At 72.7% G+C, this 17,509-nt stretch carries 17 protein-coding genes and 1 pseudogene; 6 read left to right on the forward strand and 12 right to left on the reverse strand.

Annotation, left to right across the window (positions count from 1 at the left end; translation table 11 throughout):
• Nucleotides 1–780 carry a maleylpyruvate isomerase family mycothiol-dependent enzyme gene (locus tag C9F11_RS29375; RefSeq protein WP_138962085.1) on the forward strand — a complete coding sequence of 260 codons (780 nt, stop codon included), beginning with the start codon at nt 1–3 and terminating at the stop codon, nt 778–780.
• A gap of 42 nt (nt 781–822) precedes the next feature.
• On the opposite strand, the gene C9F11_RS29380 is transcribed toward C9F11_RS29375, so the two are convergent.
• The 6 genes and pseudogenes from C9F11_RS29380 to C9F11_RS29405 form a co-directional block, all read right to left on the reverse strand.
• The gene (locus C9F11_RS29380; protein ID WP_138962086.1) at nt 823–2,016 is read right to left on the reverse strand and encodes an LOG family protein; all 1,194 of its coding nucleotides are present in this window, start codon (nt 2,014–2,016) and stop codon (nt 823–825) included.
• Between the two features lie 38 nt (nt 2,017–2,054).
• On the reverse strand, nt 2,055–2,459 hold the full coding sequence (locus C9F11_RS29385; RefSeq protein WP_138962087.1) for a VOC family protein: 405 nt from the start codon (nt 2,457–2,459) through the stop codon (nt 2,055–2,057).
• A gap of 184 nt (nt 2,460–2,643) precedes the next feature.
• Nucleotides 2,644–3,801 (reverse strand): hypothetical protein, encoded by a 1,158-nt coding sequence (locus C9F11_RS29390; protein WP_138962088.1) that lies wholly within the window; start codon nt 3,799–3,801, stop codon nt 2,644–2,646.
• A gap of 227 nt (nt 3,802–4,028) precedes the next feature.
• Nucleotides 4,029–4,718, reverse strand: a pseudogene (locus tag C9F11_RS29395) (ATP-binding cassette domain-containing protein); the annotation flags it as partial.
• A 171-nt stretch (nt 4,719–4,889) separates the two neighbouring features.
• Complete coding sequence (locus C9F11_RS29400) at nt 4,890–6,269, reverse strand: aspartate aminotransferase family protein (RefSeq protein ID WP_138962090.1); 1,380 nt, start codon at nt 6,267–6,269, stop codon at nt 4,890–4,892.
• A complete protein-coding gene (locus C9F11_RS29405) occupies nt 6,254–6,805 on the reverse strand; it encodes an Lrp/AsnC family transcriptional regulator (protein WP_030675849.1) in 552 nt (183 codons plus the stop codon). The genes C9F11_RS29400 and C9F11_RS29405 overlap by 16 nt, the downstream gene beginning before the upstream one ends.
• Nucleotides 6,806–6,966: 161 nt before the next feature.
• Here C9F11_RS29405 and C9F11_RS29410 point away from each other — a divergent pair, with 161 nt between their 5' ends.
• Complete coding sequence (locus C9F11_RS29410; protein WP_138962091.1) at nt 6,967–8,403, forward strand: gamma-aminobutyraldehyde dehydrogenase; 1,437 nt, start codon at nt 6,967–6,969, stop codon at nt 8,401–8,403.
• Nucleotides 8,404–8,506: 103 nt separating this feature from the next.
• Nucleotides 8,507–9,679 (forward strand): extracellular solute-binding protein, encoded by a 1,173-nt coding sequence (locus C9F11_RS29415; RefSeq protein WP_138962092.1) that lies wholly within the window; start codon nt 8,507–8,509, stop codon nt 9,677–9,679.
• Nucleotides 9,680–9,716: 37 nt separating this feature from the next.
• Here C9F11_RS29415 and C9F11_RS29420 read toward each other — a convergent pair whose 3' ends face one another.
• A complete protein-coding gene (locus C9F11_RS29420; RefSeq protein WP_138962093.1) occupies nt 9,717–10,328 on the reverse strand; it encodes a TetR/AcrR family transcriptional regulator in 612 nt (203 codons plus the stop codon).
• Nucleotides 10,329–10,481: 153 nt separating this feature from the next.
• Here C9F11_RS29420 and C9F11_RS29425 point away from each other — a divergent pair, with 153 nt between their 5' ends.
• Nucleotides 10,482–11,228: an SDR family oxidoreductase gene (locus C9F11_RS29425; RefSeq protein ID WP_138962094.1), complete on the forward strand. Its 747-nt coding sequence runs from the start codon at nt 10,482–10,484 to the stop codon at nt 11,226–11,228.
• Nucleotides 11,229–11,322: 94 nt separating this feature from the next.
• Here C9F11_RS29425 and C9F11_RS29430 read toward each other — a convergent pair whose 3' ends face one another.
• Nucleotides 11,323–11,688: a helix-turn-helix domain-containing protein gene (locus C9F11_RS29430; RefSeq protein WP_138962095.1), complete on the reverse strand. Its 366-nt coding sequence runs from the start codon at nt 11,686–11,688 to the stop codon at nt 11,323–11,325.
• Between the two features lie 68 nt (nt 11,689–11,756).
• On the opposite strand from C9F11_RS29430, the gene C9F11_RS29435 reads away from it, so the two are divergent.
• Nucleotides 11,757–12,398, forward strand: coding sequence for an NAD(P)-binding domain-containing protein (locus C9F11_RS29435; protein ID WP_138962096.1), 642 nt, complete (start codon nt 11,757–11,759; stop codon nt 12,396–12,398).
• A gap of 15 nt (nt 12,399–12,413) precedes the next feature.
• Here the strand turns inward: C9F11_RS29435 and C9F11_RS29440 are convergent, their stop codons facing one another.
• The 4 genes from C9F11_RS29440 to C9F11_RS29455 form a co-directional block, all read right to left on the reverse strand.
• The gene (locus tag C9F11_RS29440) at nt 12,414–13,205 is read right to left on the reverse strand and encodes an SAM-dependent methyltransferase (protein ID WP_138962097.1); all 792 of its coding nucleotides are present in this window, start codon (nt 13,203–13,205) and stop codon (nt 12,414–12,416) included.
• On the reverse strand, nt 13,202–13,915 hold the full coding sequence (locus C9F11_RS29445) for a glycerophosphodiester phosphodiesterase (RefSeq protein ID WP_138962098.1): 714 nt from the start codon (nt 13,913–13,915) through the stop codon (nt 13,202–13,204). The genes C9F11_RS29440 and C9F11_RS29445 overlap by 4 nt, the downstream gene beginning before the upstream one ends.
• Before the next feature lie 33 nt (nt 13,916–13,948).
• Nucleotides 13,949–14,995 (reverse strand): adenosine deaminase, encoded by a 1,047-nt coding sequence (locus tag C9F11_RS29450; RefSeq protein ID WP_138962099.1) that lies wholly within the window; start codon nt 14,993–14,995, stop codon nt 13,949–13,951.
• Nucleotides 14,996–15,155: 160 nt separating this feature from the next.
• The gene (locus tag C9F11_RS29455) at nt 15,156–15,767 is read right to left on the reverse strand and encodes an NADAR family protein (RefSeq protein ID WP_249401926.1); all 612 of its coding nucleotides are present in this window, start codon (nt 15,765–15,767) and stop codon (nt 15,156–15,158) included.
• 205 nt (nt 15,768–15,972) lie between these two features.
• Here C9F11_RS29455 and C9F11_RS29460 point away from each other — a divergent pair, with 205 nt between their 5' ends.
• Complete coding sequence (locus C9F11_RS29460; protein ID WP_138962101.1) at nt 15,973–17,499, forward strand: gamma-aminobutyraldehyde dehydrogenase; 1,527 nt, start codon at nt 15,973–15,975, stop codon at nt 17,497–17,499.
• The last annotated feature ends 10 nt before the right edge of the window (nt 17,500–17,509 follow it).

Below are 17,509 nucleotides of genomic sequence, written 5' to 3' on the forward strand. Positions count from 1 at the left end.
ATGGCCAGCCTTCCGTACGAGCGTTACCGCGACCAGGTCGCCGCCCAGCTGGAGAGTCTGCGGGCGACACTGGACGGCGCCGATCTGTCGGTGACCGTCCCCACCTGCCCCGACTGGACCCTCGACCGGCTCGTACGGCACACGGGCGGTGCCGTGCGCTGGGTCGAGCTGCATGTGCGGACCCGGGCGACGGAGAACATCCCCGACGCGCAGGTGCCCGGTTTCGAAGGGCCCGAGGGCGGGGGCACGGCCGCGCTCGACGCGTGGCTGGCCGAGACGGCGGAGATGTTCGACGCGACGCTGCGGGGCGCCGAGGCCGGTACGCCCGTGTGGTCCTGGGCGGGGGAGGCCACCGCCGGGTTCTGGGCGCGGCGCATGACGCACGAGGTGGCGATCCACCGGGCGGACGCGGCGATCGCCGTGGGCGCCCCGTACGAGCTGGCGCCCGACGTGGCCGCCGACGCCGTCGACGAGTGGCTGGACATCGTGCGGTTCGTGCAGTTGGCGAAGGCGGATCCGCGCGCCGCGGAGCTGGTGGGGGAGGGGCGGACCCTGGGGTTGCGCGCGGTGGACGCCGGGGTGCAGTGGCTCATTACGCTCGGGCCGGACGGGGTCACGTGGGCGCGAGGGGACGCTGAGGCGGATGTCGTGCTGCGGGGGCCGTTGACCGAGGTGCTGCTCGCGTTCTATCGGCGGCGGGGGCTGGACTCCGGGCGGGTCGAGGTGCGGGGGGATCGGGGCTTGCTGGAGTTCTGGCTGGCGAGGGCCTCGTTCGGCTGAGCCTCGTCCGTGCCGGGGCCCTGTTGAACGGCTGGGCCGCACCTAGGCGCTGTGCCCACCCTTCCCCAAGCTCTCGGCTTCGCTCGAGCAGGGGATGCCCCACTCGCCCTGCGGGACGATTGCCCACAGCAGGGACGCAATTGCCTCCTCCATGTCGTCCACCAGCGCGATCCGTCTCGCCATCGGGCGGTCGGCCGCCAAGGCCTGGAGGAGGGGCCAGGCCGGGAGGCGGGTGGTCCAGTGGGTGCGGTCGACCAGGACCATGGGGGTGGGCTCGCCGCGGGACTCGTAGTAGTTGGGGGTCGCGTTGTCGAAGATCTCCTGGACCGTGCCGGCCGCGCCGGGCAGGAAGACGACGCCCGCGTTCGAGCGGGCGAGCAGCCCGTCCTCGCGCGTGGCGTTGGCGAAGTACTTCGCGACGTGCGCGGCGAACGCGTTCGGCGGCTCGTGGCCGTAGAACCAGGTGGGGATGGAGACGGACGCCCCGCCGTCCGGCCACCGCTCCCGCACGGCGAACGCGGCCCTCGCCCACTCGGTCACCGACGGAGTGAACGACGGCGCCTCGGCGAGGACGCCGAGGGCTTCGTCGAGCATGGTGTCGTCGTACGGGGCGGCGTACGCGCCGAGGTTCGCCGCCTCCATCGCGCCGGGCCCGCCGCCCGTCGCCACCGTGAGACCGGCCCGCGCGAGGGAGCGGCCGAGCCGGGCCGCGCCCGCGTACGCGTCCGTGCCGCGGGCCATCGCGTGGCCGCCCATGACGCCCACGACCCGCGCGCCGTGGAGGAGTTCGTCGAGCGCGTCGGAGACGGAGTCGTCGTGGACCGCCCGCAGCATCGAGGCGAAGACGTCCCCGTCGGCCTTGGTCCGCTGGAACCAGGCGTACGCCCGCGCGTCCGGCGTGGCGTCGTACCCGCCGTCGGCGAGGCCCGCGAACAGGTCGTCCGGTGTGTAGAGGCGGGCGAGGTAGGGGTCGAAGGGCAGCCCCGGCACGGGCGGGAAGACCAGGGCGCCCGAGGCGCGGACCCGAGCCGCCGCGTCCTCGTGCATGGGGCAGCCCAGGAAGACGGTGTCCGTGGTGTCCACGGCCAGCAGCGCGTCCGTACGGCCCGTCAGGTCGACCGCCTGGACGCGGTATCCGGCCAGTGAGCCGTGTGCCGCGACGACCTCGTCGAACTCGGCGAGCGTCTCGATCTCGCGGTCGCCGGGGTGCGGGGCGGATGCTGCGGAGGGGCGCATCCGCCCATGCTAGGCACCCGGCGGCGGGGACGGTGGGGTCAGCCCTCGACCTGGGCCGGGTCCATCCACATGATCTCCCAGGTGTGGCCGTCGAGGTCGTCGAAGCTGCGGCCGTACATGGTGCCGTAGTCCTGGGTGCGGCCCGCGGTGCCGCCCGCCGCGACGGCCTTGTCGACCACCTCGTCGACCTCGGCGCGGCTCCCGGCGCTCAGACAGAGCAGGACCTCGCTGGTCTTCGTGGAGTCCGCGATCTCCTTGGTGGTGAAGTCCCGGTAGCGCGCCGTGCCGAGCAGCATCGCGACGATGGTGTCGCTGATCACCACGCAGGCGCAGTCGTCCGACGTGAACTGGGGGTTGATGGTGTAGCCGAGCTCCGTGAAGAACTTCTTGGAGGCGTCGACGTCGGACACGGCCAGGTTCACGAAGATCATCTGCTGGTACATGAGGTGTCTCCCGCTCGGGTGTGGCGTGTGGGTGCGGTGTGCCTTACGGAGGGGTAGAGGGGGGGCCGGGCGAGAACTCATCGGTGGTGCGGAAGTCTTTTCGAGCGGACGGGGGCGGGGCCGCGCGGGAGCGCCCCGGGATCCGCCCCCCTTCCCGGAAGCGGCGGCTTTCCTGAGCCGCGCCTCAAGCCGCCAGCGGCATCGCCGACAGCTGTGCCACCAGCCAGGTCAGCGGGCCGAACGTGGCCGCCAGCACACCCGTGCGCAGGGCCGCGGAGCCCCGGAGCAGCGACGCGGGCGCCCCGAGGCGGACCAGGGCCGCCTGGGTCGAGGCGCGGGCGCGGCGGGCCTCGGTCGCCGCGGTGGCCAGGGTGAGCACCGTGCAGCCCGCGACAAGGAGCGCGCCGAGGGTGGTGAGCGGGCCGATGTCCGCGCGGCCTCCCGCCGCGTGCAGGGTGGTGAGCGCGTACGCGCCCGACGCCACCGCGCACACCACGCCGAGGGGCTGGCCGATCCGCCGCGCCTCCCGCATCAGGACGCGCCCCGCGAGCAGCCGCAGCGCCCCGGGACGCACCGCCTGGAGCACGCGGCCGCACAGATGGGTGAGGCCGGGCCCGGCGAGCGCGAGGCCGAGCGCGGTGAGCGCCCACCCGGTGAGCACCCCGGCCGGGCTGCCGTCGATGCCGCCGGGCATGCGCAGGCCCGGTGCCGCGTCGGCGCCGCTCGCGTACGTCTCGACGGCGAGCCCGGCCGCGAGCAGGGCCACGCCCCACGGCAGGCCGCCCGGCGCCGGGGGCGGTGCGTCGGGGTCGGGCGGCTGCGCGCCGGGCTTCGTGCGCCGTGGCCGCAGCGTGAGCGCGACCGCGCAGGACGCGCCGAGCGGGGCGAGGGCGAGCAGGGTGAGCGCGGCGGCGAGCGGCAACGGCCGGTCGGCGGCGAGGAGTTCGGCGGCGGCCCCGTCGAACGGCAGGCCGGTGAGGTCGCCGCGCAGGTGCAGGAAGAACAGCAGCGCCACCATGGATCCCAGGGCGCAGGCCACCGCCGTGTTCATGGCCGAGACGACCATCAGCCGCCCGGGGCCGAGGCCGACCGAGGACAGCCCGGGGCGCGGCTTGGTGCCGGGGTCGGTACGGGCCACGGCGACGGCGAAGTACCCGGTGGCGGCGAGCGGCAGCGCGCACCAGGCCAGGCGCGCCGCGGCGCCGCCGGAGCCGGGGTGGCCCAGGGCGTAGCCGAGGGCGCACAGGAGCAGGAACCCGGTCCCGGCCGCCGCGGTGGCGACGAGCAGACGGCGCAGCAGGACCAGGGGGTGGGCGCCGCGCGCTAGACGGAGAGCGAGCACGCGGCCCGGCCTTCCGTGTCGGACCCGCCGGGCCGCCCGGAGCCCCCCGGCCCGCCGGCGGCGGCACCGGGCCGGCCGGCGGCTCCGGCCGCGCCCGCGGTGGCCGACCCGCCCGGGGCACCGGCCCCGCCCGGAGCGCTCGGCCCGCCGGATCCGCCCGGCCCGTCCACGGTCCCGCGTGCGGCCCCGGCCCCGTTGGCTGAGGTGGCGGGCGCCTGTTCGTCGCCGGGCAGGTGCAGGGTGTGCACGTGTCTGCCGTCGAGGAGGGCGACCGTGCGGTCGGCGAGGGCGGCGACCTCCGCGTCGTGGGTGGCGAGGACGACGGTGATGCCGTGCGAGCGGGCGGCCGTCGTCAGGGTGCGCAGGACGTGCGCGCGGTCGGTGCTGTGCAGCGGCGCGGTGGGCTCGTCCGCGAAGAGGACGGCGGGGGCCGCGGCGAGGGCGCGGGCGACGGCCACGCGCTGGCACTCGGCGCGGGTGAGGGCGTGCGGCCGCTTGCGGGCGCAGTCGCCCACGTCGAGGCGCTCCAGCCACTCCAGGGCCGCGCGCTTGGCGGTGCGGTGCGGGGCGCCGCGCAGGAGCAGCGCGAGCGCGGCGTTCTCCCAGCCGGTCAGCTCGGGGACGAGCGAGGGCTCGGGGTCGATCCAGCCGAACCGGTCGCGGCGCAGCCGTTCCCGGACCAGCGGGCCCATGGTGTGCACGGGCGTGGAGTTGAACCAGACCTCGCCCCGCTGGGGCGGCAGTTGGCCGGACAGACAGCGCAGGAGCGTCGTCTTGCCGCTGCCGCGCGGGCCGCCGACGGCGAGGATCTCGCCCTCGCGGACACCGAGCGAGACGCCGGTGAGTGCGGGAGTGCCGTTGAGCGTGACGTGCAGGGCACGAGCCCACAGCACGTCGTTGTCCGGCGGGGCCACCATGGGCGTACACCTCGGTTCAGATCAGATTGCCTCCCCCGTACGGGGGAACGAAGGCTGGGCCGATCGGTCACTGGGCACGCTAGGTATTGGTGGCGGGACCCCGGACAAGGACGCGGCCCGGGCGCACCCATCTCACTCGGATGGGTGCGCCCGGGCCGGTGTCGTGCCGGGTCAGATCTTGGTCCAGGCCTCCGTCAGGACCTGCCGGACGATGCCCTCGATCTCGTCGAACGTGGACTGGTCCGAGATCAGCGGCGGCGACAGCTGGATGACGGGGTCACCGCGGTCGTCGGCGCGGCAGTACAGGCCGTACTCGAAGAGCTTCTTGGAGACGAAGCCGTAGAGCACGCGCTCGGACTCCTCGTCCGTGAAGGACTCCTTGGTGGCCTTGTCCTTGACGAGCTCGATGCCGTAGAAGAAGCCGTTGCCGCGGACGTCGCCGACGATCGGCAGGTCGTGCAGCTTCTGGAGGGTGCTCAGGAACGCGCCCTCGTTGTCGAGCACGTGCTGGTTGAGGCCCTCGCGCTCGAAGAGGTCGAGGTTGGCGAGGCCGACGGCCGCGGAGACGGGGTGGCCGCCGAAGGTGTAGCCGTGCAGGAAGGTGTTGTCGCCCTTGTAGAACGGCTCGGCGATGCGGTCGGAGACGATGGCCGCGCCGATCGGGGAGTAGCCCGAGGTCATGCCCTTGGCGCAGGTGATGATGTCCGGCACGTAGCCGAACTTGTCGCAGGCGAACATCGTGCCGAGGCGGCCGAAGGCGCAGATGACCTCGTCGGAGACGAGGAGCACGTCGTACTTGTCGCAGATCTCGCGCACGCGCTGGAAGTAGCCGGGCGGCGGCGGGAAGCAGCCGCCCGCGTTCTGCACCGGCTCCAGGAAGACCGCGGCGACGGTCTCGGGGCCCTCGAAGAGGATCTCCTGCTCGATCTGGTCGGCGGCCCAGCGGCCGAAGGCCTCCGGGTCGTCGCCGTGGATCGGGGCGCGGTAGATGTTGGTGTTCGGCACCTTGTGGGCGCCGGGGACCAGCGGCTCGAAGGGGGCCTTCAGGGCCGGGAGTCCGGTGATGGACAGGGCGCCCTGCGGGGTGCCGTGGTAGGCGACCGCGCGCGAGATGACCTTGTACTTCGTGTGGTTGCCGGTGAGCTTGTGGTACTGCTTCGCCAGCTTCCAGGCGGTCTCGACGGCCTCGCCGCCGCCGGTGGTGAAGAAGACCTTGTTCAGGTCGCCCGGGGCGTAGTGGGCCAGGCGCTCGGCCAGTTCGACGGCGCTCGGGTGGGCGTACGACCAGATGGGGAAGAAGGCGAGGTCGGCCGCCTGCCTGGCGGCGACCTCGGCCAGCTCGCGGCGGCCGTGCCCGGCCTGGACCACGAACAGGCCCGCGAGACCGTCGAGGTACTTCTTGCCCTGGTCGTCGTAGATGTAGGTGCCCTCGCCGCGCACGATGGTGGGCACGGGCGTGTTCTCGTACGACGACATGCGCGTGAAGTGCATCCACAGGTGGTCGTACGCGGTTTTGCTGAGGTCCTTGCTCACGGCTATCGGGTTCCCCACATGTAGGTCTGCTTCTTCAGCTTGAGGTAGACGAAGCTCTCGGTCGAGCGCACGCCGGGGAGCGCGCGGATCCGCTTGTTGATGACCTCAAGCAGGTGGTCGTCGTCCTCGCAGACGATCTCCACGAGCAGGTCGTGCGAGCCCGCGGTCATCACCACGTACTCCGCCTCCGGCATCGCGGCGACGGCGTCGGCGACCGGGTCCACGTCGCCCTCCACGTCGATCCCGACCATCGCCTGGCGGCGGAAGCCCACGGTGAGCGGGTCCGTCACGGCGACGATCTGCATCACGCCCTGGTCCAGGAGCTTCTGGACGCGCTGGCGCACGGCCGCCTCGGACAGGCCGACGGCCTTGCCGATGGCCGCGTACGGCCTGCGGCCGTCCTCCTGGAGCTGTTCGATGATGGCCAGGGAGACGGCGTCGACCGAGGGCGATCCGCTCTGGCCGCGGCCGCCACCGGTGGCGGGGCGGGTGGTCGCCCCCTCGCGGGGGCTGCTGGGGTCTGTGCTTCGACTGGCCACGACTTCACTGTGCACGAGGTCTCGTCAGTTACGCAAGGGCGGATCAATGAAATTCGTTGCTTCAGGACTCTTGGCTTGCGGATTTCGCAGTCCTGGGCTGCTGGGTATGTTGAAAGCGTCGGTGTACGGACTAGGGTGGGTGTCTCATCCACTGGACACTGACTGGAGGGCCGGAAGTGAGCACCGAGCTGCGCCGTCTGCGCAACTACATCAACGGAGAATTCCGGGACGCGGCCGACGGACGGACCACCGAGGTGATCAACCCGGCGACCGGTGAGGCGTACGCCGTGGCGCCGCTGTCCGGCCAGGCCGACGTCGACGCGGCCATGAAGGCCGCCGCCGACGCCTTCCCGGCCTGGCGCGACCTCGTGCCCGCCGAGCGGCAGAAGGCGCTGCTGAAGATCGCGGACGCCTTCGAGGAGCGCGCCGAGGAACTCATCGCCGCCGAGGTCGAGAACACGGGCAAGCCGATCGGCCTCACCCGCTCCGAAGAGATCCCGCCGATGGTCGACCAGATCCGCTTCTTCGCGGGTGCGGCCCGGATGCTGGAGGGCCGCGCCGCCGGTGAGTACATGGAGGGCCTGACCTCCATCGTCCGCCGCGAGCCGGTCGGCGTCTGCGCGCAGGTCGCGCCGTGGAACTACCCGATGATGATGGCCGTGTGGAAGTTCGCCCCGGCGCTCGCCGCGGGCAACACGGTCGTCCTCAAGCCGTCGGACACCACCCCGGCGTCGACCGTCCTGATGGCCGAGATCATCGGCTCCGTCGTGCCGCCCGGCGTCTTCAACGTGGTCACGGGCGACCGTGACACCGGCCGCATGATGGTCGAGCACCCGACCCCGGCGATGGCCTCCATCACCGGCTCGGTGCGCGCGGGCATGCAGGTGGCCGAGTCGGCCGCCAAGGACCTCAAGCGCGTCCACCTGGAGCTCGGCGGCAAGGCGCCCGTCGTGGTCTTCGAGGACACCGACCTGGCCAAGGCCGTCGAGGACATCTCGGTGGCGGGCTTCTTCAACGCGGGCCAGGACTGTACGGCCGCGACCCGGGTGCTCGTCCACGAGTCCATCCACGACGAGTTCGTCACCGCCCTCGCCAAGGCCGCCGCCGACACCAAGACCGGCCTGCCCGACGACGAGGACGTGCTGTACGGCCCGCTGAACAACGCGAACCAGCTGGCGCAGGTCTCCGGCTTCATCGACCGGCTGCCCGCGCACGCCAAGGTCGAGGCGGGCGGCCACCGGGTCGGCGAGAAGGGCTACTTCTACGCGCCGACCGTCGTCTCCGGGCTCAAGCAGGACGACGAGATCATCCAGAAGGAGGTCTTCGGCCCGGTCATCACCGTCCAGTCCTTCACGGACGAGGCCCAGGCCGTCGCCTACGCCAACGGCGTGGAGTACGCCCTGGCCTCCTCGGTGTGGACCAAGGACCACGCCCGTGCGATGCGCATGTCCAAGGTCCTCGACTTCGGCTGCGTCTGGATCAACACGCACATCCCGCTGGTCGCCGAGATGCCGCACGGCGGCTTCAAGAAGTCCGGCTACGGCAAGGACCTCTCCGCCTACGGCTTCGACGACTACACCCGCATCAAGCACGTCATGACGTCGCTCGACTGACGTCGGGGCCCCGCGCGGGGCTGACGTTCTGAGTCGTCTTCGGGGCGGGCGGTGGACACCTTGTCCATTGCCCGCCCCGCGTGCGTGAAGTGAGGGTGGGGGCATGACAGTTGCCGCACGTCGTACGTTCCTCAAGGGCATCGGCGCGGCCGGGGTCCTCGGCGCCCTCGCGGGCTGCGGGGTGCCCGCCGCGTACGTCGACGCCTCGGACCGCGCCGCGAAGGACCTCTCCGGCCGGGAGAAGAAGCTGACGTTCGCCAACTGGCCGCTGTACATCGACACCGACGACGAGGACAAGACCAGGCGTCCCACCCTCGACGCCTTCGAGAAGCGGACCGGCATCGACGTCCGCTACACCGAGGAGATCAACGACAACGACGAGTTCTTCGGCAAGATCAGCCCCTCCCTGATGAACCATCAGGCAACCGGCAGGGACCTCGTCGTCATCAGCGACTGGATGTGCGCGCGCTTCGTGCGCCTGGGCTGGGTGCAGGAGATGGACCGCTCCCGGCAGCCCAACGTGGCCGAGCACCTCGACCCGATCCTGCGCACGCCGCACTTCGACGAGGGGCGCCGGTACTCCGTGCCCTGGCAGTCCGGCATCACCGGCATCGCGTACAACAAGCGGCGGCTCGGCCGCGAGATCCGGCACGTGTCGGACCTGTGGGCCGACGACCTGAAGGGCCGGGTGACGCTCCTGTCCGGGCTCGACGAGGCGTTCGCGCTGCTGATGCAGGGCGACGGCGTCGACGTCGGGAAGTGGACCGGGGACGACTTCCACCGCATGTGCGACCGCCTGGAGAAGCGCGTGCGCGGCCATCACATCCGCCGCTTCACCGGGAACGACTACATCAAGGACCTCGCCTCCGGTGACGTCCTCGCCTGCCAGGCCTACAGCGGCGACGTCATCCAGCTCCAGGCCGACGACCCCGACATCGCGTTCGTCGTCCCCGAGGAGGGCGCCGAGCTGTGGGCCGAGTCCCTGATGATCCCCAACCTCGCCCGCCACAAGGGCAACGCCGAGCGCCTGATCGACCACTACTACGACCCCGAGGTCGCCGCCTCGCTCGCCGCCTGGGTCAACTACGTCTGCCCCGTGCCCGCCGCCCGTGACGTCCTCGCCTCCTCCAAGGACAAGGACCTGGCCGCCCTCGCCGATGACCCCCTGGTCTTCCCCGACGACGCGATGCGCCGACGCCTCGCGATCGCCCGGGACATCACGTCCGCCGAACGCACGGAGTTCGCCCGCCGGTGGAACTCCCTCGTGGGGCTGTAGACCCGCACGGCGCGGTACGCCGGCCCGCCGCGCACGTCTACGCGCCGGGCGCGAGCACCGCGTCCCAGGCGGCCATCGCCCGGTCCACCGTCTTGTCCAGGGTCGCGCGGGACGCGCCGTCGCGGGCCTGGACGGACATGCCCTGGACGACCGTGGTGTAGAAGGCCGCCACGGCCTCCGTGTCGGTCGCGGCGGGGAGTTCGCCCTCCTCGACGCCGCGGCGCAGGCGCTCGGCCATCATCTCGGCGCCCGACCGGCGCCAGCCCGCCAGGTGGTCGCGCACCGGTGCGTTCGCCGGTGAGCAGTTGGTGGCGGCAAGCACGATCATGCAGCCGGTCGGCCGGTCCCGGTCGGTGTACGCGCGCGCGTTCTCGCGCAGGACCGCCTCGACGGCGCCGCGCGCGGTGGGGACCTCGGCGAACGCACGCGTCATGACCGAGCCCTCGGTGACGCTGTACAGCGTCACCGCCTCCTGGAACAGCCGTTCCTTGGAGCCGAACGCGGCGTACAGGCTGGGCGAGGCGATGCCCATGGCCGAGGTGAGGTCGGTCATCGACGTCGCCTCGTACCCGTGCTCCCAGAACACCTCCATGGCCCGGCGAAGGGCCGTCTCCCGGTCGAAGCCCCGGGGCCGTCCGCGTCCCGCCACGCTCCCCACCTCATTTCTGTAGTGACTGACAAATATAGGTCTTGACGTGGTGGAACACGCGTGTGAAAGTTTCTGTGCCGATCGACACAGAAATCGGTGGGCGGTACGCGACCGCGCGGGCCGCCCTCGCGCACGACGGATGTGGGGCAGGGAATGACGGACCTCCAGGGCAAGGCCGCGCTGGTCACGGGCGGCAGCCGGGGCATCGGGGCGGCGATCGTCAAGCGGCTCGCGCACGACGGCGCCGACGTGGCGTTCACCTATGTGAGCCCCGCGGGGAAGGCGAAGGCCGAGGCCGTCGTCGCCGAGGTGGAGGCGCTCGGGCGGCGGGCGGTGGCCGTCCAGGCCGACGCGGCGGACGCGGCGGCGGTCACCGGGGCGGTGGAGCGGGCGGCGCGCGAGCTCGGCCGCCTCGACATCCTCGTGAACAACGCGGGCGTCTTCCCGAGCGGGCCGGTCGAGGAGGTCTCCCTCGACGAGCTGGACCGCACCCTGGCGATCCACGCCCGCGCGGCCTTCCTCGGCGCCCAGGCCGCGCTCGCGCACCTGCCGGAGGGCGGGCGCATCGTGAGCATCGGCAGCAACCTCGTGGGCCGCGCGCCGTTCCCCGGCATCGTCCTCTACTCGATGAGCAAGTCCGCCCTGATCGGCTTCACCAAGGCCCTCGCCCGCGAGCTCGGCCCGCGCGGGATCACCGTCAACCTCGTCAACCCCGGCTCCACGGACACCGACATGAACCCGGCCGACGGCCGGAGCGCCGACTTCCAGCGCGGCCTGTCCGCCCTCGGCCGCTACGCGCAGGCCGACGACATCGCGGCCACGGTGGCGCACCTGGTGGGGCCGGGGGGCCGCTCGATCACGGGCGCGGACTTCACGGTGGACGGCGGCACCAACGCGTAGGCGCTTCGCTGGATTGGGCGTTACTTCGTCTGCTGGCCGTCGGGGGCTGGGCGCGCAGTTCCCCGCGCCCCTTCGGGGCGCTGCCCCCCCCCCGCTAAGAGGCCTCCGCTCGGTCCTGGGCCGCCATGACCTCGTCGCCGTGGGTGAAGGCCCAGGCGCCGAAGGCCTCGATGGGCGGGAGCAGGGTGCGGCCCAGGGCGGTGAGGCCGTACTCCACGTGCGGTGGGGAACCGGGGTACGACCGGCGTGTCACCAGGCCGTTGTACTCCAGGCGCCGCAGCGTCTCGGTCAGCACCTTGGAGCTGATGCCGCCGATCCGCTCGCGGAGTTCCCCGGGGCGGCGCGGGCCGTGCCGCAGGGCCCAGAGAGCCACGGCGTTCCAGGTGTGCGAGAGCAGGTCGAAGGCCAGCCGGGCGCGGCAGTCGGCGAGGAAGTCATGGGGTTCGCTCACGTACCGAATGGTGCCTGAGGTCTTTCCTACGGTCGTGTCGTGCCCCGGTCAGGGGCGTCACAGCGGGAGGAACAGGCATGCGGATCGGCGTACTCGGCACGGGGAACATGGCGGACGCGCTCGGCGGGCAGTGGGCGCGGGCGGGGCACGAGGTGTTCGTGGGCGGGCGGGACGCGGCGCGGGCGGCCGAGCTCGCGGCGCGGATCGGGGCGGCCGGGCACGGATCGCCGCGGGACGCGGCGGAGTTAGGCGACGGCGCCGTGCTGCTCGCGCTGCCGTACGGGGTGGGCGAGGAGGTGGTGACCGGGCTTGCCGACGCCTTGCGCGGGCGGGTGCTCGTGGACTGCTGCAATCCGGTGGGGGAGGGGTTCACCCTGCTCACGGGGCGGGGTCCGGCCGCCGCCGAGCGGCTCGCGGCCGCCGCGCCCGGTGCCCGCGTGGTCAAGGCGTTCAACCTGTGCCACGAGAGCGTCTGGCGGCTGACGCCGCCGGTCTTCGACGGGCAGCGGCTCGCGGTGCCGGTGTGCGCCGACGACGCCCAAGCGCGCGACGCCGTGGGGGAGTTGACGCGCGCCCTCGGCTGTGTGCCGTACGACGCCGGTGGCCTCGGGCGGGCCGGGCTCGTGGAGGCGACGGCGGCGCTGCTCATCGGGCTGTGGGTGGGCGGCGGCGTGGACGCGCGGGCGATCATGCCGCCGTTCGACCGGGCCGGGGGCTGACGCGGCCGGGGCGGGCTACGGTTTGCGGGCCACCGCGCCGTACTGGGGGACGGTGGGGGCCTCGGGGCAGCGCCAGCGGGAACAGGGCTCGATGCCCGGTTCGATGAGGTCGAGGCCCTCGAAGTACGCCTGGAACTCGGTGCGGGTGCGGCCGGTGATCGGCGGTGTGGCGTTCTTGTTCCAGAAGTCCATCGCGGCCTGGTTGTCCGCCCCGCCGACGTCGGCGTCCAGGGTGGGGTGGGTCACCACGAGGTAACTGCCCGACGGCACCGCGTCCATGAGGGTCCGTACGATCCGGAGCGTGTCGCCGGTGTCCGGGATGAAGTTGAGGATGCCGAGCAGCAGCACGGCGACCGGCCGGGTCAGGTCGAGCGTGGCGGCGGCGGCCTCCACGATCTCGCGCGCGTTGCGGGCGTCCTGGTCGACGTACGTGGTCACGCCCTCGGGCGAGCTGGTCAGCAGCGCCTGGGCGTGGGTCAGCACGATCGGGTCGTTGTCGACGTACACGATGCGGGCGTCCGGGGCCAGACGCTGCGCGACCTCGTGGGTGTTCTCGCCGGTGGGCAGGCCGGTGCCGATGTCCAGGAGCTGGCGGATGCCCCGGTCGCCCACGAGGTGGGCGACCGCCCGGCCGAGGAACGCCCGGTCCGCGCGGGCCACTTCACCGATGCCGGGGAACATCTCGGTGACCTGCTCACCGACGGCCCGGTCCACCTGGTAGTTGTCCTTGCCGCCCAGCCAGTAGTTCCACACCCGGGCGTTGTGCGCGATGTCCGTGCGGATCCTGCCGGTGCTGTCTGCCGTCACGCCTGCGGTTCCTTCCCCGTCCCCTGGCTCGGCCGCCCCAGCACGGTGGCGAGCGCGTCCATGCGGTTCGTGGTGATCGAGTCCACTCCGTGGGACACGAGCTTACGCATGGTGCGACGGGTGTCGGCGGTCCAGGCGGAGATCAGGTAGCCCTGCCCGTGGACGTGGTCGACGAGTTCCCGATTCACGAGCCCGAAGCGGTAGTTGAGCCAGCGCGGCGTGACCGCGGCGAGCAGGGCGGGGCGCGGCGGCGCGAGCGACTTCCACGTCAGCGAGGTCTCCGCCGCCGGGTCCGCGGCCCGCACGGCGAGCATGGCGGCGGGTCCCCCGCAGTAGTACACGCGCTCCGCCGCGCCGCACTCGCCGATGACGCCGACGACCGTGCGGACCGTGTCCGGCGCCGGGTCGGGGAGGTCCACGAGGACGCGGTGCCCCGCGGTCTCCTTGAGCGCCTCTTCCAGCGTGGGTACGCCGCCGCCGGTGACGCCCCGGACCTCGGCGGCGGAGAGCACGGCCAGCGGCCGGTCGTGCTCCCACAGCCGGTCGAGGGCGGCGTCGTGCAGCAGCACGGGGACGCCGTCGGCGGTCAGGCGGACGTCGATCTCCACCGCGTCCGCGCCCCGGTCGAGTGCCGACCGCAGGGACGGCAGGGTGTTCTCGCGGACGCGGTAGGGATCGCCTCGGTGGGCCACGGCAGTCAGGGTGCGCATGGGTTCATTGTGGCCCGGGGGGTGGTGCGGGGATCAGCGCGACAGCCACGTCCCGGTGTACGCGTCGATCTCCTCGCTGATGCGGCGCTTGCCCGCCTCGTCGAGGAAGGACGCCTCCACGGCGTTCTTCGCGAGGGCCGCGATGCCGCGCTCGTCGAGGTCGAGGAGGCGGGCGGCGACGCCGTACTCGTTGTTGAGGTCGGTGCCGAACATCGGCGGGTCGTCGGAGTTGATCGTCACGATGACCCCGGCGTCCACGAACTGCTTCAGGGGGTGCTCGTCGAGCGTGGTGACCGCGCGCGTCGCTATGTTCGACGTCGGGCAGACCTCCAGCGGGATGCGGTGCTCCGCGAGGTGCGCGAGGAGCTCGGGGTCCCGGGCGGAGCTGGTGCCGTGGCCGATGCGCTCGGCGCGCAGATGCGTCAGGGCGTCCCAGACCGTCTCGGGGCCCGTGGTCTCGCCCGCGTGCGGCACGGAGCGCAGGCCCGCGGCGATGGCCCGGTCGAAGTACGGCTTGAACTGCGGGCGCGGCACGCCGATCTCCGGGCCGCCGAGCCCGAAGGAGACCAGGCCCTCGGGGCGGATGCCGTCGGTGGTGGCGAGGCGCACGGTCTCCTCGGCCGCGACGAGGCCCGCCTCGCCGGGGATGTCGAAGCACCAGCGCAGGACGACGTTCAGCTCCGCCTCGGCCGTCTTGCGGGCCTCCTCGATGGCGGCCATGAAGGCGCGCTCGTCGATGCCGCGGCGGGTGGAGGAGTACGGGGTGATGGTCAGCTCGGCGTAGCGCACGTTCTGCCGGGCGAGCTCGCGGGCCACCTCGTAGGTGAGGAGGTGGACGTCCTCGGGGGTGCGGATGAGGTCGACGACGGACAGGTACACCTCGACGAAGTGCGCGAAGTCCGTGAACGTGAAGTAGTCCGCGAGGGCCTCGGGGTCCGTCGGCACCTTGGAGTCGGGGTGGCGGGCGGCGAGCGCGGAGACGATCCGGGGGGAGGCCGAGCCGACGTGGTGGACGTGCAGCTCCGCCTTGGGCAGACCTGCGATGAAGCTCTGAGCTCGGGATGCGGTGGTCTCGGTCATGGTTCCTCCCCGGAACAAGGCTGATCGGCTGATCGGGTGACCCGCGTGAGGTCCGGCTCATCGTAAACAGGCCTTCGGCCCTACGGGGCCACGGCCCGGCCCCGGTCTCCCGGCGGGGCGGCACCCGGGGCCCTGCCCACGGCGGGCGGGGCCGGTGGTGTCAGCGCAGGCGCTCTCTCGCTGCCATCAGGGCGAAGCCCAAGAGGTTCAGGCCGCGCCAGGAGGCCGGGTCCTCGGCCCGGGGGTCGTCCGCGGCCAGGCCGATGCCCCAGACGGGGTCGACGGGGCTGGCCTCGACCAGGACGCGGTCGCCGGTGCCGGCCAGGTACGCCCGCAGGGCGGCGTCGGAGGCGAACTTCCGCTCGCTGCCCTCGGCCACGACGGCGAACCGCTCCCGCTCCCACACGGCCCCGTCGAAGCCGCGCACGAGCCGGCCGGCCCGCTTCGCCTCGGCGGGCGTACGGGCGGTGAGCACCGCGCGCTCGGCCTCCGCGTCGCCGAACAGACGGGCCTTGGCGGCCATCATCCAGTGCTCCGCCGTCGCGTACGCGACCCCGTCGGCGGTGAAGGGCGAAGGCCACCACTGGCTGAAACAGCTCGCGCCGAGGGTGCCGTCGCGGCGCGGGGCGTGCCCCCAGAAGTGCACGTACTTCACCCGGCGACCCGCCCGCACCGCGGCGGTCAGATCGGCCACCGAACGGATGTCGTCCGTGCCGGTGCGCGTGGCCGAAGGCCTGCCGGACCGCGTGTCCGCCCCCGTGTTCTCGCTCATGCACGCCACCCTGGCACGCGCCACGGACATTCCGTCCGGCCTTTTCCGGGGTGACTCGACACCTGGTCGACAGATTCCGTCGCTTAACCAAAAGGCAACTACGGAATCACTTGTTGGACTATCGACCCTCTGTCAGGATCGGCACTCAAATCGATCTGGAACTACGCCGCTCCCTCTTCGAGGCCGGGCGGCGGAGGAGAGCGGCATGCACACATTCCAGGCGCGCGATGAGTTCTTTCCGGCACGGGAGCACTTCGCGGACGGCGCGCAGTACATCGCGGGGCGGCTCACCCACGGCACCTCGGGAAGGCACCACGCGGTCGTGGACCCGGCCACGGGCGAGGAGGTGCTCGGCTACGAGCTGGCGGGCGCCGAGGACGTGGACGCGGCCGTGGCCGCCGCGCGCGCCGCGTTCCCCGGCTGGGCGGGCGCGAGCCCCGGCGAGCGCTCCGACGCGCTGCACCGCTTCGCCGCCGAGCTGTCCGCCCGCGCCGAGGACCTCGCCCGCGCGGAGACGGTGCAGTGCGGCAAGCCGATCAAGCTGAGCCGCGAGTTCGACGTCCCGGGCACCATCGACAACACCGCCTTCTTCGCGGGCGCGGCCCGCCACCTCCAGGGCCAGTCCGCGGGGGAGTACGACGGCGGCGACCACACCTCCTACGTGCGCCGCGAGGCCATCGGCGTGGTGGGGTCCATCGCGCCCTGGAACTACCCCCTCCAGATGGCCGCCTGGAAGGTGCTCCCCGCCATCGCCGCCGGGAACACCATCGTCCTCAAGCCCTCCGAGCTGACGCCGCTCACCTCGCTGATGTTCGCGCGGGCCGCGACCGCCGCCGGGATCCCGGACGGGGTCGTCAACGTGGTCGCGGGCGCGGGCCGCGACGCCGGTGAGCAGCTCGTGGGCCACCCGGACGTGGCCATGACCTCCTTCACCGGCTCCACGGGCGTCGGCAAGCGGGTCGCGGAGGTCGCCACCGCCACCGTCAAGCGCCTCCACCTGGAGCTCGGCGGCAAGGCCCCCTTCGTCGTGTTCGACGACGCCGACCTGGAGTCCGCCGTGCACGGCGCCGTCGCGGGCGCCCTGATCAACACCGGCCAGGACTGCACGGCCGCCACCCGCGCCTACGTCCAGCGGCCGCTGTACGACGCCTTCGTCGCCGGGGTCGCCGACCTGATGGCGACCGTGCGGCTCGGCGACCCCTGCGACCCGTCAACCGACCTGGGCCCGCTGATCTCGCACGCCCACCGCGACCGCGTCGCCGGTTTCGTCCAGCGGGCCCGCGGCTACGCGCGCGTGGTCACCGGCGGCGAGGCCCCCGAGGGCCCCGGCGCCTACTACAGGCCCACCCTGATCACCGGGGCCGCGCAGGACAGCGAGGCCGTCCAGGCGGAGATCTTCGGGCCCGTGCTCGTCGTGCTGCCCTTCGACAGCGACGACGAGGGCATCCGGCTCGCCAACGACACGCCGTACGGGCTCGCCGCGTCCGCCTGGACCCACGACGTGTTCCGCGCGGGCCGCGCCACCCGCGAGATCAAGGCCGGGTGCGTCTGGGTGAACGACCACATCCCGATCCTCAGCGAGATGCCGCACGGCGGCTACAAGGCCTCCGGCTACGGCAAGGACATGTCCGCCTACTCCTTCGAGGAGTACACGCAGATCAAGCACGTCATGTTCGACAACACCGCGGTGGCCAGGAAGGACTGGCACCGCACGATCTTCGGGGACCGATAGTCAGCACGGG

The sequence above is a fragment of the Streptomyces sp. YIM 121038 genome (assembly GCF_006088715.1).
In the GTDB taxonomy this organism is placed as follows: Bacteria; Actinomycetota; Actinomycetes; order Streptomycetales; family Streptomycetaceae; genus Streptomyces.

Coding starts and splice junctions, on each gene's coding strand:
- C9F11_RS29415 (WP_138962092.1), top strand. CDS start 8,507: ATGACAGTTGCCGCACGTCGTACGTTCCTCAAGGGCATCGGCGCGGCC.
- C9F11_RS29450 (WP_138962099.1), bottom strand. CDS start 14,995: ATGACCGAGACCACCGCATCCCGAGCTCAGAGCTTCATCGCAGGTCTG.
- C9F11_RS29375 (WP_138962085.1), top strand. CDS start 1: ATGGCCAGCCTTCCGTACGAGCGTTACCGCGACCAGGTCGCCGCCCAG.
- C9F11_RS29445 (WP_138962098.1), bottom strand. CDS start 13,915: ATGCGCACCCTGACTGCCGTGGCCCACCGAGGCGATCCCTACCGCGTC.
- C9F11_RS29435 (WP_138962096.1), top strand. CDS start 11,757: ATGCGGATCGGCGTACTCGGCACGGGGAACATGGCGGACGCGCTCGGC.
- C9F11_RS29425 (WP_138962094.1), top strand. CDS start 10,482: ATGACGGACCTCCAGGGCAAGGCCGCGCTGGTCACGGGCGGCAGCCGG.
- C9F11_RS29380 (WP_138962086.1), bottom strand. CDS start 2,016: ATGCGCCCCTCCGCAGCATCCGCCCCGCACCCCGGCGACCGCGAGATC.
- C9F11_RS29385 (WP_138962087.1), bottom strand. CDS start 2,459: ATGTACCAGCAGATGATCTTCGTGAACCTGGCCGTGTCCGACGTCGAC.
- C9F11_RS29455 (WP_249401926.1), bottom strand. CDS start 15,767: ATGAGCGAGAACACGGGGGCGGACACGCGGTCCGGCAGGCCTTCGGCC.
- C9F11_RS29460 (WP_138962101.1), top strand. CDS start 15,973: ATGCACACATTCCAGGCGCGCGATGAGTTCTTTCCGGCACGGGAGCAC.